Annotated in this window: 13 protein-coding genes; 3 read left to right on the forward strand and 10 right to left on the reverse strand. The window is 74.3% G+C overall.

Annotation, left to right across the window (positions count from 1 at the left end; all coding sequences use genetic code 11):
* Positions 1-35: 35 nt before the first annotated feature.
* The 6 genes from ABD208_RS16005 to ABD208_RS16030 all read right to left on the reverse strand — a co-directional run bounded on the left by ABD208_RS16005 (position 36) and on the right by ABD208_RS16030 (position 6,187).
* On the reverse strand, positions 36-1,055 hold the full coding sequence (locus ABD208_RS16005; protein WP_344104774.1) for a copper transporter: 1,020 nt from the start codon (positions 1,053-1,055) through the stop codon (positions 36-38).
* Positions 1,056-1,094: 39 nt separating this feature from the next.
* Positions 1,095-2,291 (reverse strand): putative cytokinetic ring protein SteA, encoded by a 1,197-nt coding sequence (gene steA / locus ABD208_RS16010; protein ID WP_344104776.1) that lies wholly within the window; start codon positions 2,289-2,291, stop codon positions 1,095-1,097.
* A gap of 5 nt (positions 2,292-2,296) precedes the next feature.
* Positions 2,297-4,072, reverse strand: coding sequence for a DNA repair protein RecN (locus tag ABD208_RS16015; protein ID WP_344104778.1), 1,776 nt, complete (start codon positions 4,070-4,072; stop codon positions 2,297-2,299).
* A gap of 76 nt (positions 4,073-4,148) precedes the next feature.
* Positions 4,149-5,078, reverse strand: coding sequence for an NAD kinase (locus ABD208_RS16020; RefSeq protein ID WP_344104781.1), 930 nt, complete (start codon positions 5,076-5,078; stop codon positions 4,149-4,151).
* Positions 5,075-5,917 carry a TlyA family RNA methyltransferase gene (locus ABD208_RS16025; RefSeq protein ID WP_344104783.1) on the reverse strand — a complete coding sequence of 281 codons (843 nt, stop codon included), beginning with the start codon at positions 5,915-5,917 and terminating at the stop codon, positions 5,075-5,077. Before ABD208_RS16025 ends, ABD208_RS16020 begins: the two co-directional genes overlap by 4 nt.
* 15 nt (positions 5,918-5,932) lie before the next feature.
* Positions 5,933-6,187 (reverse strand): hypothetical protein, encoded by a 255-nt coding sequence (locus ABD208_RS16030; protein ID WP_344104786.1) that lies wholly within the window; start codon positions 6,185-6,187, stop codon positions 5,933-5,935.
* A gap of 417 nt (positions 6,188-6,604) precedes the next feature.
* On the opposite strand from ABD208_RS16030, the gene ABD208_RS16035 reads away from it, so the two are divergent.
* A complete protein-coding gene (locus ABD208_RS16035; protein ID WP_344104788.1) occupies positions 6,605-6,937 on the forward strand; it encodes a LysR family transcriptional regulator in 333 nt (110 codons plus the stop codon).
* Between the two features lie 41 nt (positions 6,938-6,978).
* On the opposite strand, the gene ABD208_RS16040 is transcribed toward ABD208_RS16035, so the two are convergent.
* Both ABD208_RS16040 and ABD208_RS16045 read right to left on the reverse strand, forming a co-directional pair.
* A complete protein-coding gene (locus ABD208_RS16040) occupies positions 6,979-7,971 on the reverse strand; it encodes an HAD-IIA family hydrolase (protein WP_344104790.1) in 993 nt (330 codons plus the stop codon).
* Positions 7,968-8,951, reverse strand: a complete 984-nt coding sequence (locus ABD208_RS16045) for a tetratricopeptide repeat protein (RefSeq protein WP_344104793.1) — start codon at positions 8,949-8,951, stop codon at positions 7,968-7,970. Before ABD208_RS16045 ends, ABD208_RS16040 begins: the two co-directional genes overlap by 4 nt.
* Between ABD208_RS16045 and ABD208_RS16050 the strand changes: the two genes are divergently transcribed.
* The gene (locus ABD208_RS16050) at positions 8,907-10,649 is read left to right on the forward strand and encodes a hypothetical protein (protein WP_344104795.1); all 1,743 of its coding nucleotides are present in this window, start codon (positions 8,907-8,909) and stop codon (positions 10,647-10,649) included. The genes ABD208_RS16045 and ABD208_RS16050 overlap by 45 nt on opposite strands.
* 123 nt (positions 10,650-10,772) lie before the next feature.
* On the opposite strand, the gene aceB is transcribed toward ABD208_RS16050, so the two are convergent.
* Positions 10,773-12,359: a malate synthase A gene (gene aceB / locus ABD208_RS16055; RefSeq protein WP_344104797.1), complete on the reverse strand. Its 1,587-nt coding sequence runs from the start codon at positions 12,357-12,359 to the stop codon at positions 10,773-10,775.
* A 150-nt stretch (positions 12,360-12,509) separates the two neighbouring features.
* Entirely contained in the window at positions 12,510-13,256 is a 747-nt protein-coding gene (locus ABD208_RS16060) for an IclR family transcriptional regulator (protein ID WP_344104800.1), read from the reverse strand.
* 21 nt (positions 13,257-13,277) lie between these two features.
* Here ABD208_RS16060 and ABD208_RS16065 point away from each other — a divergent pair, with 21 nt between their 5' ends.
* The gene (locus tag ABD208_RS16065) at positions 13,278-13,718 is read left to right on the forward strand and encodes a Clp protease N-terminal domain-containing protein (RefSeq protein WP_344104803.1); all 441 of its coding nucleotides are present in this window, start codon (positions 13,278-13,280) and stop codon (positions 13,716-13,718) included.
* Positions 13,719-13,906: the final 188 nt, after the last annotated feature.

The raw sequence follows: 13,906 nt of genomic DNA on the forward strand, positions 1-13,906 counted from the left end.
CCGTCCTCTCCCGGACATCCTGCCCGCCGCCGGGCCTATTCCCCGGGAACCGGCGGGATCGCGGTCGCGTCGGCCTCGGGGCCATAGTGACCGTCCTGGCCGGCCGACGCCGCGGCGAGCGCCAGCGGGACGGTGACCTGGCCCACCAGCGAGGCCGGGTCGCTGACGGTCGTGAGGTCGCGGGCCAGCTCGTCGTCGGACCGCACGCGCTGCACCGGGTCGTCGCCGTCGCCCGCCGGGCCGGACAGCACGAGGGTCCCGCTGACGAGCGAGGCCCCGGCCGCCGCCGCCGTCCACACGTCTCCGGCGTGCCGCGGGCTCGCGGGCTCGGCGCTCGGTGACACGGTGGGCTCGGGCTCGGGCTCGGGCGTCCCGAGCGCGGCGTAGGCGGACGCCTCCGCGCCGTCCTCGGTGACGGGGGCGGCGGTGAGCAGCACGACGGCGTCGGCGGGCGCCGTCTGCTCCCCGGCCACGTCCAGCAGGTCGAACCGCTCCAGCTGGGACTCGAGGTCCACCGCGTCGTCGCTGCGGGAGCCCGCCGGGCCCGTCCCGACCAGCGCGAGCGCCACCGCCGCGCCGAGCGTGGTCGCGGGCTCGTCCCGCGGGGTCTCGATCCCGGCGTCGGTGAGGTATCTGCGCAGGCCCTCGGCCACGGTCTCCTGGCTCGTCTCCTCCTCGACGCTGGTCCACGTGACGGGCAGGCGCGCCGTGCCGACGACGTCGGCCCCGGCCGCCTCGAGCTGCTCGGTCACCCCGGACCGCGTCGCCGCCGGCACCTCACCCAGGCTGACGACGGCGACATGGCGCCCCGCGAGCGCTCCGTCCAGCAGCCGCGGCGCGGCCGCGGCCAGGAACGTCTCGTCGGCCTGGAGGAAACCGGTGGTCGCGTCGAGCTGCGCGCGCAGGTCGTTGCGCTCCTCGCGCAGGGAGTCCACCTGACGGGTGAGGGTCTCGCCGAGCGTCCCCTGCAGCGGCCCGGCCCCGAGGATGATCCCCACGGCGAGCGCGAGGAACACCGAGATGAGCGAGACGAGGTGGTAACGGAAGTCGATCACGTGGGGTGGTGGTCCTTCAGTGAGGTGAACGGTCGGTTATCAACCGCCGAACAGCCTACCCATGAAGGACCACAGGTCGTCGAACCGCGCGCCCAGGAGCCCGAAGAACGTCTGCCCGGCCGACGTCGCGCCGAGCGCCGCGCCCACCGCGGACACGCCCGCCAGGGACAGCAGCGTGAGCTGGGTGTTGGAGATCCGCGTCCGGTACAGGCGGGAGACGCCCTTGGCGTCGATCAGCTTGCCGCCCACGCGCAACCGCGTCAGGAACGTGGACGCCATGCCCGAGCGGCCCTTGTCCAGGAACTCCACGAGCGTGGCGTGCGTGCCGACGGCGACGATGAGCTCGGCGCCCTTGTCGTCGGCGAGCAGCATCGCGATGTCCTCGCTGGTCCCGGTCGCGGGGAAGACGACGGGGTCGACGCCGAGCGACCGCACCCGCTCCAGCCCGGGGGCCTTGCCGTCGCGGTAGGCGTGCACCACGATCTCGGCGCCGCCGGCGAGGGCGGCGTCGGACACGGAGTCCATGTCGCCCACGATCAGGTCCGGCTTCCAGCCCTCGTCGAGGATCGCGTCCGCGCCGCCGTCGACCCCGATCAGGACCGGGCGGTTCTCCTTGATGTAGGAGCGCAGCATCGCGAGGTCCTCGCGGTAGTGGTAGCCGCGCACGACGATCAGGACGTGCCGTCCGGCAACGTTCGTGCGGATGTCCGGCACGCCGACGCCGTCGAGCAGCAGGTCCCGCTCCCGGCGCAGGTACGTCAGGGTGTTCTCGGCGAAGCGCTCGATCTCCACGGACAGGCCCTCACGGGCCGCGGCGAGGGCGTCGGCGACCGACGACGGCGTCTGCCGCGTGCCCTTGGCGACCACCTCGCCGCGGGCGCTCACCTGCCCGCCGACGATCTCCAGCGGCGTGCGCTCGGCGAGCGCCATGACCGCCGGGCCGAGGTCGTCCACCAGCGGGATCCCCGCCTCCAGCAGGATGCCCGGGCCCGTGTTCGGGTACCGGCCCGTGATCGACGCCGCGGCGTTGAGCACGGCGGCCGGCCGCGCCGCGACGAGCGCGTCCCCGGCGACCCGGTCGAGGTCCGCGTGGTCGATGACGGCGATGTCGCCCGGTTCGAGCCGGCTCGTGAGCTCCTTCGTCCGCGTGCCCACGCGCGCCGGGCCCGTGACGGGCCCGTCCGGGTCCGCCCGTTCCTCCGCGTGCGCGCCCGAGCGGGCGAGGATGAGCTTCATCGGCATCATCGTCCCACGACCGACGACTCCAGGAGCTCGGTCGCGTGCTGCCGCGCGGTCTCGGAGTCCTCCTGGCCGGAGAGCATCCGGGCCAGCTCCACGACGCGGTCCTCGCCGGTGACCTCGCGCACGCCCGTGACGGTGATCATGCCGTCCTCCGCGCCGTCTCCATCGGTGGACTTGGTGACCACCAGGTGCGCGTCGCCGAACGCGGCGACCTGCGCCAGGTGGGTCACGATGACGACCTGCGTCGTGCGGCCCAGGCGCGCCAGGCGCCGTCCGACCTCGACCGCGGCCCGCCCGCCGACCCCCGCGTCGACCTCGTCGAACACGAAGGTGCGGCGCAGCACGCCGTCGGCGTCCTGCCGCTCACCGTCACCGTTGTCGCCGTCGGACGACGCCGTCTTGTGCGGCGACGTCGCCAGCGCCACCTCCAGGGCCAGCATCACGCGCGACAGCTCACCGCCCGAGGCGCCCTTGCCGAGCGGCCGCGGCGGCGCGCCCGGATGCGGCACGAGCAGCATCGTGACCTGATCGGCCCCGTACGGCCCGAGCTCCTCGGCCCGCTCGACCGTCACCTCCAGGTGCGCCCCGCCCATGGCCAGGCCGTGCAGCTCGGTGGTGACGGACCCGGCCAGCTCCGTGGCGCCCGTGGTGCGCGCCTGCGTGAGCAGGTCCGCGAGGCGCTCCAGCTCGTCGTCCAGCTCCGCGACGCGGGCCCGCATCGCGCCGAGGCGCTCCCCGCCGTCGTCCAGGTCGAGCAGGCGCAGGCCCGCGTCGCTCGCCCACCGCAGCACGTCGTCGATCGTCTCGCCGTAGCTGCGGGTCAGCCCCGCGAGGTCCGCCCGGCGGGCGTGCGCGGCCTCCAGGGCGCCCGGATCCGCCTCCAGGTCGTCGAGGTAGGCGGCGACGTCGGTCGCCAGGTCGTTGATGAGGTAGCCGACGTCGGCGAACCGCGTGGCCAGCTCCGCCAGCGCCGGGTCCGACGACGCGCCGCCCTCCAGTGCCTTGCGCGCCCGCTCGACCAGCGCGATCGCGTTCTGCTGGGAGCCGGTCTCGTCCTCGCCCGCCATCGCCTGGTGCGCCTCGCCGGCCGCGACCCGCAGGCCCTCGGCGTTCGACAGCCGCTCGATCAGGGTCGCGAGCTCGGCGTCCTCGCCCGGCGACGGGTCGACCCGCTCGATCTCCTCAAGGCCGATCCGCAGCAGCTCCACCTCCCGCGCCCGCTCGGCGGCCCTCGCCTCCGACTCCGCGATCTGGCCGAGCAGGCCGGCGCGCTCCGACCAGGCCGTGCGGTACCCGGCGAGCACCCGCTGGTGCCGGGGCCCGGCGAAGTCGTCCAGGGCGTCACGCTGCTTGGCGCTGGTGCGCAGGCGCAGCTGCTCCGCCTGCCCGTGCACGGTGACCAGGTCGTCCGCGATCTCCGCGAGCACGCCCTGCGGCACGGCACGCCCGCCCAGGTGCGCGCGCGACCGGCCGTCGGCGATGGTGCGCAGCACCAGCACGGTGCCGTCGTCCTCCAGCTCGCCGCCGGCCTCCTGGACCCGCTCGGCGACCGTCGGGTGCCCGGACACGCGGATCCGGCCCTCCACCGCGGCACGATCCGCGCCGGGCCGCACCGACCGCGGGTCGGCCTTGCCGCCCATGAGCAGGTTCAGGCCCGTGAGCACCATCGTCTTGCCCGCGCCCGTCTCACCCGTGACGACGGTGAGGCCCTCGGACAGGGGCACCCGCGCGGCACGGATGACACCCAGGTTCTCGATCGCGATCTCTTCAAGCATGTTGCCCCTCAGCCTGCCCTCTCCGCTTGCCCCTTCAGGTGCTCGCTCCTCGCGCGCATCAGCCGGTCCCCCGCGTTCACCCGCTGCCGCCCCCGGACGCCTGCTCGGATCCGGTAGACCGTACAGCCCTCTCCCGCCAGCCCGCGACGGGCAGGTCGAACTTGGAGACCAGCCGGTCCGTGAACGGCGCCTGCGTCAGGCGGGCCAGCCGGATCTCCCCGGCCCGCCGCACGAGCACGTCCGACCCCTGCGGCACGTCGATCCGCCGCCGCCCGTCGCACGTCAGCACGCCCGGCACGGCCGACGACGACAGCACCCGCACCCCGATCTCGCTGTGCGGGCCCACCACGAGCGGCCGCGCGAACAGCGCGTGCGCGCTCAGGGGCACGAACAGCACCGCGTCGACGTCCGGCCACATCACCGGCCCGCCCCCGGAGAACGCGTGCGCCGTCGACCCGGTCGCCGTGGCCATCACCACGCCGTCGCAGCCGAACGAGGACAGCTTGCGCCCGTCCACGCTCACGCCGACCTCCAGCATGCGCCCGCCGAGGCCCTTCTCGATCGTCACCTCGTTCAGCGCCCAGCCCGACAGCACCTCGCCGTCGTCCGGCAGGCGCACGTCCACCTCGACGCACGCGCGCTCCTCGACCGTGTAGTCGCCCGCGGCCAGCCGCTGCACCGCCTCGCCGAGATCCTCCCGCTCCGACTCGGCCAGGAACCCGACGTGCCCCAGGTTCACCCCGAGCAGCGGCACGTGGGTCCCCCGCGTCAGCTCGGCGGCCCGCAGGATCGTCCCGTCCCCGCCCAGCACCATCACGAACTCCGACTCCGTGACCCCCTCACGCAGCCGCGCGGTGTCCATGTGGTCGCCGAAGTCCTCGGTCAGCGCGTCGTCGTGCAGCATCGGCTCGAACCCGGCGGCCTTCAGCTGCCGCACGGCCTCCCCGGTGGCCGCCACGGCGGCGGCCCGCCCCCCGTGCGTCACGATCAGCACCCGCCGCGTCATGCCGTCACCTCGTAGAGCCGTACGGCGGAATCAGGCACGACGACGTCGGCCAGCGTGCCGGCGAGCGCCGCCGGCTCCGCGGCGGCGCCGTCGTCGGACGTGAACCACGCGAAGAACTCCCGGTTGCCGCTCGGGCCGGGCAGCGGGCTCGGGACGAGTCCGCGCGCGCGCAGGCCGCAGGCTTCGGCCGCGCGGACCACCGCGGCGATCGCGTCGGCGTGCAACGCCGGGTCGCGCACGACGCCGCCGCTGCCGAGCCGCTCGCGGCCGACCTCGAACTGGGGTTTGACCAGGAGGACCGCGGCGCCGCCCGGACGCAGCACGGCCGCGACGGCGGGCAGCACGAGGGTCAGGGAGATGAAGGAGAGGTCCCCGGTCACGAGGTCCGGGGCACGCTCGAGGTCGGCGAGGGTCAGGCCGCGCACGTTCTTGCCCTCGACGACCGTGACCCGCGGGTCCTCGCGCAGGCGGGGCAGGAGCTGGTCGTGCCCGACGTCGATCGCCACGACACGGTCGGCCCCGCGGCGCAGCAGCACGTCGGTGAAACCGCCGGTGGACGCGCCGAGGTCGGCGCACCACGCGCCGCCCGGCCGCACGCCGGGGAGCAGGTCGAGGGCGCCGGCGAGCTTGAGGCCCGCGCGGGAGGCGTACTCGGCCGCGCCGGGATCGCCGGGCGCCACCACGACGTCGGCGGCATCGGCGACCGCGGCCGACGGCTTGGTCACCAGGCTGCCCGCGACCGCGACCCGGCCGGCCGCCACGAGCTCGGCCGCGTGCCGCCGGGACCGGGCCAGGCCGCGCCGCACCAGCTCGGCGTCCACGCGTGAGGTTGTCGTCATCAGGTTCACCACGGGTCAGGCGTCGCCGTTCAGGTGCGCGCGCAGCACGTCGTGGACGTGCTCGAACCGCGCCACGTGCTCCCCCGGCGGGAGACCGTCGAGGCCGTCGATCACCGACAGGGCGTCGCCCAGGGGGTCACCGTGGGCCGCCTCCTCGCCGCGGGCGGCCGTCACCGGCGGTTCACCGGGCGACGTCCCCGGCGGGAGCGCTCCCGGAGACGCCTGCTCGTCCGCGCCCGGAAAGGTGCCGTCGGGCATGTCAAAACTCACGGACACACGGTACCTGCCGCACCTGGGACGGCCCCTGCGGCCGCGCCCATGTCGCCTGATCGGGCTCCGGATCACGGCCCGGACCGGGGCAGATCCATGATCGGTAATGTTGAATCGGATCTTGATGGGGAGAGGTCCCCATGTTTGATTTCCTTCGATGGGGAGTTCTCCCCATCCGCCGATTGCACCGGGTGAATTAGCTCCGTATTGATTGACATGAGAGCGTTACCATCATTAGAGAAAGGTGCTGCATGGACGGTCGTCCCGGCTCCTGAGCTGCGCTTCAATAGAAAAGAATTCACCGTGCGTTACGCTTCACCTGCTACTCCTGCACCTACGCTCTGGTGCTGCGGCTCACGGCCCGCAGTGACCGCGCAAGTTTGTCAGATGTCCTGAGCAAACACGGAAGGGAAACACGTGGCGAAACCCCAGATTACAACCCGGCACTGGCAGTTCCTGCGCGCCCTGGCGCAGTACGGCAGCATCGGCGCCGTCGCCCGGAACGAACACCACTCCGAGACGGTCGTCCGACGGCACCTGAAGGACCTTTCCCGGGCCTGCTCGGTCGAGGTGATCGACACCAGCGAGGGCGCTGCCCGGGTGACCGCCGCGGGCATGCTCCTGCTGGAGCGCTTCGCCCCGATCCGCGACCAGCAGGAGTTCGTCGACCACCGGATGCGGCACCTCCTGACCCTGCGGGAAGAGGACCTCTCCCACGGGGAGGCCATGGCACGCTCGGTGTCGGGTTGACCCGGCCGGCCCGGGGGACGAGACCCGGGCCGGCACCACTCTCAGATCAGTTCGGGGACCTCGGTCACCGGACGCCCCTCGTCCGCGGCACCCCAGGCCGCGGCGCAGGCAGCACGAACCAGATCGATGCCCTCGCCCGCGACCGGACGCACGACTCCGTCCGTGACCACCACGCGAGCCTCCCCACAGCTCCAGCCCGCACCGTCCGGCACCGGCGCCGGATGCGGCTCCAGCAGGGCGCGCAGATCAGCACCCAGGAACGACGGCCGCTCACCCGGCACGGCCAGCACGGCGTCCCGCGCCGTCGAGACGCCCGTCAGCACGTGCAGGCCGGGGAACCCCGCGGCGCGCGCGCCCGCCAGGTCGGTGTCGAGCCGGTCCCCGATGACCAGCGGCGCGCGGGCGCCCGCGCGCTCGGCGGCCAGGCGGAACATGCCCGGGCCGGGCTTGCCCGCGCTCGACGGGGTCACGCCCGTCGCCGCGGTCACCGCGCCCACGAGCGCGCCGTTGCCCGGCGCGAGGCCGCGCGCCGTGGGGAGCGACAGGTCGAGGTTGCTCGCCACGTGCCAGGCGCCCCGCCCGACCGCGTACGCGGCCTCCGCGAGGTCCTCCCACGCCAGGTGCGGGGCGTAACCCTGCGCGACGGCGTCGGGGGCGTCGTCGGCCGACGACACCACCTCGAACCCGGCGGCCTGCACCGCGGTCACGAGCCCCTTGCCACCCACCACGAGGACCTTCGCCCCCGGCTGCAGGCGCGTGCGCAGCAGCGCGGCGCAGGCCTGGGCGGCGGTCATCACCTCGTCCGCGTCGGCCGGGATGTCCAGGCCCGTGAGCTGCGCGGCGACCTCCTCCGGCTCGCGGGACGCGTTGTTCGTCACGAAGACGAGCCGCATCCCGCCGGCGCGGGCGGCGGTCAGGCTCGGCGCCGCGTGCTCGATCGGGAGATGCCCCCGGTAGGCGACGCCGTCGAGGTCGACGAGCGCGAGATCGTAGGCCTCGGCCAGCGGGGTCGCGCTACCGATCAGACCACTCATTCCCTGGGCTCCTCGGTGTCGTCGCCGGGGCGGGTGGCGTCCGCGGCCTGAGGCGCGTCCTCGGACGGGCCCTCGCCGTCCGGCTCCTCGCCGCCCGGCTCCTGCGCGCTCGCCTCGTCCGCCTCGTCGTCGACCCCGGCCTCGGCGAGGATCTCCGCGACCTCCGCCTCGATCTCGGCGTCGGTCGGCTCGGGGGCGTCGCCCGGGATCTCGACGGGCGGTTCGTCGTCGGCCGTCGTGTTCTCGTCGCGTTCCGGGGCGGGAGCGGCAGGCAGATCGGCGTCCGGCTCCTCGTCCTCAGGCTCGTCGTCGTCCGGCCCGTCGTCGTCCGGCCCGTCGATGTCGTCGGGCTCGTCGTCGTCCGCCTCGTCGTCGTAGACGTCGTAGACGACGACGTCCTCCTCCGGGAGTTCCTCGCCCGTCGCGCGGGCGAGGGCCTCGGGGTCGACGCCGGCGAGGATCGCCTGCGCCTCGTCCGGGCGGCCCGCTGCCTCCAGGGCGATGGACCGCGCCTGGAGCACGCGGAGGCCGAGGTCACCCGGGGCCTCGTGCGCGGGGATCTTGTCGAGGACGGCGAGGGCGGCGTCGTGCTCGCCGAGGTCGCTGCGCGCCCCGGAGACGACGATCGCGAGTTCCGTCCGGCCGGCGGCGTCGAGCGTCTCGGCCTCGGGCGTCGCCGCGAGGGCGATCGCACGTTCCGGCCGGCCGAGCCCGCGCTCGGCGTCGGCCATCAGCGGCAGGTGCTCGGAGCTGCCGTTCAGGCGCCGGACCGTACGCAGCTCGCGCAGCGCCTCGGCGTACCGGCCGGTGCGGTACGCGGTCAGGCCCGCGGCCTCCCGGACGACGTCGATCCGGCCGGCGCGGCGCACCGCCGCCTGCGCGTGCAGGTAGGCGGTCTCCGGGTCGACGTCGATGAGGCGGCCGGCCATGATCAGGTGCAGCCCGACGCGCTCCGCGTTCTCCTTGGTCAGCCCGCGCATCCGGGCGCGGGCGCCGCGATCGAGCTGGTCGATCGAGACGTCCTCGGCGATCTCGGGGTCGCGGGGGCGGTCGTCGTCGCGACGGTCGTCACGGAAGTCGCCACCGCGGTCGTCGCGACGGCCCGCGCGGTCGTCGCGGAAACCGGCGCCCCCGTCGCGGGAGTCCCGGCGCGGGCCACGGTCGTCGCCGAAGTCGCGACGGGGCCCGCGGTCGTCCTGGGCATCGCGGCGCGGGCCACGGTCGTCGCCGAAGCTCCGCGGGCCGCGGTCGTCGCGGGAATCGCGGCGCGGGCCGCGGTCGTCACGGAAACCGCGGCGGTCACCGCCGGCGAAACCCCGCGCGTCGCCGCGGTCGAAGCCGCCACGCCCGTGGTCGGGGCGGGAACCGCTGCCGCCGCGGTCGTCACGGCGGAAGCCGTCCCGGCGGTCGTCGCGCGGCGGGTAGCCTCGGCCGCCCGCTCCGCGCTCCCCGGCGCCGGGGCCACTGGGGCCACCCGGGCCACGGTCGTCACGACGGGGACGATCCTGCCATCCCCGGTCGTCGCGGCGGGGGCGGTCGCCGGAGCGATCGTCCCGCTGCGGCCTGCCACCGGAACGGTCGTCCCGGCGCGGGCCGCGCTCGTCGTCGTACCTGCGCTGCGGACGGTCGCCGGTGCCGTGGTCGGCGCGTCCCGCGCCGCCGCCGCGATCGTCGCGGCGCGGCGGGCGCCCGGCACCGAAGCCGCCGCGAGGCGAGTCATTGTCGCGCCGGAAGCCGCCCCCGGCACGGTCGTCGCGGCGAAAACCGCCGTCGCGCCGGTCGTCACGGCCCGGGCCACCGCGATCGTCGCGACCGGCCCCGCCCTCACGGCGGAAGCCGCCCTCGCCGCGGTTGTCCCCCCGGAACCCGCCGTCTCGGCGGTCGTCACGGCGGAAGCCTCCGCCGGTGCGGTCGTCACGGCCGGAGCCACCGTCGCGGCGCTCGCCGCCCGCGAACCCGCCCCGGTTGTCGTCCCGGCGGTCGTCGCGCGGGCGGAAGCCGCCCCGGTTGCCCTGGTCCGGCCCGCTGCCACGCCGGTCGTCGTCGCGCCGGAAGCCGCCCCGGCGGTCGTCGTCGCCCCGGAATCCCTCGCGGCGGAAGCCGCCGCCGCGGTCGTCCCGCGGGTAGCCGCGTCCGGGCCGGTCGCCGCCCTGCGGGCGGTCCCCGTAGCCACGGCCCTCCGTGCGCGGGCGGTCGCCGGAACCGCGGTCGTCGCGGCGGGGCCGGTCGGTGCGGTCGCCGAACCGGCCGCCCTGGCCGTCGCCCCTGGTGTCGTCGCGGCGCGGGCCGCGGGCGTCGTCGGCCCCACGGAACCCGCCCCGGCGGTCGTCGTCCCTGCGGCCGTAGCCGCCGCCGTCGCGCGCACCGTAGCCGCCGCGCCGTTCTCCCCCGGAGTCACGCCCCCGGTCGTCGCGACGGGATCCGTCGCGGCCGCCGGCACCGCCGCGCTCGTCGCGGCGCCGGTCTGCGCCGAGGTCACGCCGCGGCCGGTCACCGTGGCCCTGACCGTCGCGCCGGGGACCGCCGTGTCCCTGGCCGTGACGCTCGGGGCGGTCACCTTCGCGGTCGTTCCCCTGCTCGCGGGGTGTTTCGTTCACTATCGTCCTCTCAACGGCAGATGCAGCGTTCATTCTCCCACGCGGACCGCAGCCGGCCCTTCTCAGGAGGCTGTGGCGTGACCGACGCCGCCGGGACGCCCGGCGGCGGCCCCGGGTGACCCGCGACCGCCGTCGTCCCTCGGCCTGCCGGGCCTCCGGGAGAGGCCGGCGCACGACCTGCCGGGCCCCGCGCAGGCATCAGCGTCAGGGCATGCGGCGGTAGGCCGGGAGGGTGAGGAAGTCGGCGTAGTCGTCGGCGACGGCGACCTCCAGGAACGTCTGCTTCGCCTCCTCGTAGTCCGCGGGGTCGCCGGGCAGCTGCGCGATCTCTTCGGCGACGATCTCCTGGACGAGGTCCTTCGTGACGGTGCGGCCGGTGTCCGCCAGGGTGACGTCGTTGTGCAGCCACTGCCAGACCTGGCTGCGGGAGATCTCCGCGGTGGCGGCGTCCTCCATCAGGTCGAAGATCGCGACGGCGCCGAGGCCGTCCAGCCAGTGCCGCAGGTACTGGATCGCGACGGAGACGTTGTTGCGCAGGCCGGCCTCGGTGACGTCTCCCGGGGTCGCCGCGACGTCGAGCAGCTGCCCGGCCGTGACCTCGACGTCGTCCCGTGTGCGGGCGATCTGGTGCGGGCGCTCGCCGAGGACGTCCGTGAAGACCTCCTTGCAGAGCTCGACCATGCCGGGATGGGCGACCCAGGAGCCGTCGAAGCCGTCGCGCGCCTCGCGCGTCTTGTCGTCGCGCACCTTGGCGAAGGCCGTGGTGTTGACCGCCTCGTCCTTGCTCGGGATGAACGCCGCCATGCCGCCGATGGCGTGGGCGCCGCGCTTGTGGCACGTCTTGACCAGCAGCTCGGTGTAGGCGCGCATGAACGGCACGGTCATCGTGACCGCATTGCGGTCCGGCAGCATGAACTGCGTGCCGCGCGTCCGGAACGACTTGATCACCGAGAACATGAAGTCCCAGCGGCCCGCGTTCAGGCCCGCCGAGTGGTCGCGCAGCTCGTAGAGGATCTCCTCCATCTCGAACGCGGCGGGGTACGTCTCGATGAGCACCGTGGCGCGGATGGTGCCCTGCGGGATGCCGAGATACTCCTGGGCCAGCACGAACGCGTCGTTCCAGAGGCGCGCCTCCAGGTGCGACTCCAGCTTCGGCAGGTAGAAGTAGGGGCCGAGGCCCTTGGCGAACTGGCGGATGCCCGCGGTCGCCACGTAGAGCGCGAAGTCGACCAGGGAGCCCGACGTCTCGCGGCCGTCCACGAGGACGTGCTTCTCCGGCAGGTGCCAGCCGCGGGGGCGCATGACGATCGTGGCGAGCTCGTCGTCGGGGCGCAGGGCGTAGGCCTTCCCGTTCTCCGCGGTGAAGTCGATGGTGCGGTTGATCGCGTCGAGCAGGTTGAGCTGCCCGCCGACGACGTTGGCCCAGCGCGGCGTGTTCGCGTCCTCCTGATCCGCGAGCCAGACCTTGGCGCCGCTGTTCAGCGCGTTGATCGTCATCTTGCGGTCGGTGGGGCCGGTGATCTCGACGCGGCGGTCGACGATGCCGGGAGCCGGGTCGGCGACGCGCCAGGTGGGGTCCTCGCGCAGGTGGCGGGTCTCCTCGAGGAAGCGGAGCGTACCGCCGTCGGCCAGCTCCTGGACGCGGGCCTCGCGGGCCTCCAGGAGCTCGAGGCGCCGATCGGCCAGCTCACGGTGCAGGCGGACGATCAGCTCGAGGGCCGAGGGGGTCAGCACCTCCTCGTACCGCTCGCCGATCTCTCCGGTGATCTCGATGCCGTCAGGAGTCTCCACGTCGACACTCTCCTCGTTGCGGGATGCTGGTTCTTCCACTATGTGGAAGAAGATGTCCTTCCAGTGGAATACTAGGACGCGGGGTATCACCCGGGCAACGTCGGAACGCACGACGACGCCGCGCAGGCAGACCAACGACCGTGCCGACGATCACCTGAGGCGAGCGGCCATCCGGGCGGCTTCCGCGCGCAGGGCCGGAACGGCCTCCCGGGCGAATTCCGGGGTGACCCGCGTTGCCGGGCCCGAGACCGAGAGTGCCGTGGCGAGCGGGGCACCCGGGACCGCCACCGCATAGCAGCGCACGCCGATCTCCTGCTCGCCGTCATCGACGGCATAGCCTGCCTCGCGGATCCCGGAGAGTTCGGCGAGGAGGGCGTCCAGATCGGTGATGGAGGTCGCCGTGGCGGGCGGGAGACCGGTGTTCTCCGCGACGGCGCGGACCGCGGCCTCGGGGAGGCCGGCAAGGAGCATCTTGCCCACACCCGTGCAGTGCAAGTGGACGCGCCGCCCCACCTCGGTGAACATCCGCACCGAGCGGGTCGAGGCGGCCTGGGCCACATAGACGGCCATCTCGTGGTCGAGCAGCGCGAGATTGACGGTCTCACCCAGGATGCCGGCAAGGCGTTCCAGGTGCGGGCGGGCCGCGGCGCCGAGCTGGCGGCCGGCGGCGTCGGCCAGGCGGAGGACCCCGGGGCCGAGCGCGTAACGGCGGGACGGGAGCTGTCGCGCGTAACCGCGCTGGACGAGGGTACGCAGCAGCCGATGGATCGTGGGCAACGGGAGACCGCTGCGTTCGCTCAGCTCGCTGAGGGCCGCGTCGCCACCGAGGTCGGTCATGATCTCCAGCAGGTCGAGCGCTCGCTCGACGGTCTGAACTCCGCCTGAAGGGCTTGCCATCGGTACCTCCGGGTTCCTTGGGTGTCGTCGCCGACCCCGCACAGAGGAACCAGGATTCCACGTCTCGGAACCAACGTCCGGCTGCAGCCCCATGGAAAGATCGCAGCCGCAGGCGGGCTGGACCGCGAAGCGCTGGCCGCGGTCGGCATCGACCTCGACGCGGTCCGCGAGACCGCCGACGCCACGTTCGGCGAAGGCGCGCTCGACCGCGCGGGCCGCCGTCAGGGCGGCTCCGGCACAGGGCACATCCCGTTCGCCCGCGACGGCAAGAAGGCGCTCGAGCTCGCCCTCCGCGAAGCGATCCGGCTGCGTGAGAAAGAGATCGGCGGCCGGGTCCTGCTGCTCGGGATCGTTCGGGACGAGCAGTCGCCCGGGGCCCGCGTCCTGAGGAACGCACTGGAGGAGGTCGGCAGCGATCTTCTCGGGCTCCGGGCCGCTCTGGGGCACGTGGAAGCTGCGTGATCGGGTCCGGAACACAGAAAAGCCCTCGGGCCGGGTGGCTCGGGGGCTTGTGGTGTGCGGGGATGCAGGAACCCCCTTGGGCTGGTGGGCTCAAGGGGGTTCCTGTCTGAAAAGAAGTCCGGCGGCGTCCTACTCTCCCACCCCCTCACAAGGGCAGTACCATCGGCGCTGTAGGGCTGAGCTTCCGG

The organism is Myceligenerans crystallogenes (assembly GCF_039529775.1).
Lineage (GTDB): Bacteria > Actinomycetota > Actinomycetes > Actinomycetales > Cellulomonadaceae > Myceligenerans > Myceligenerans crystallogenes.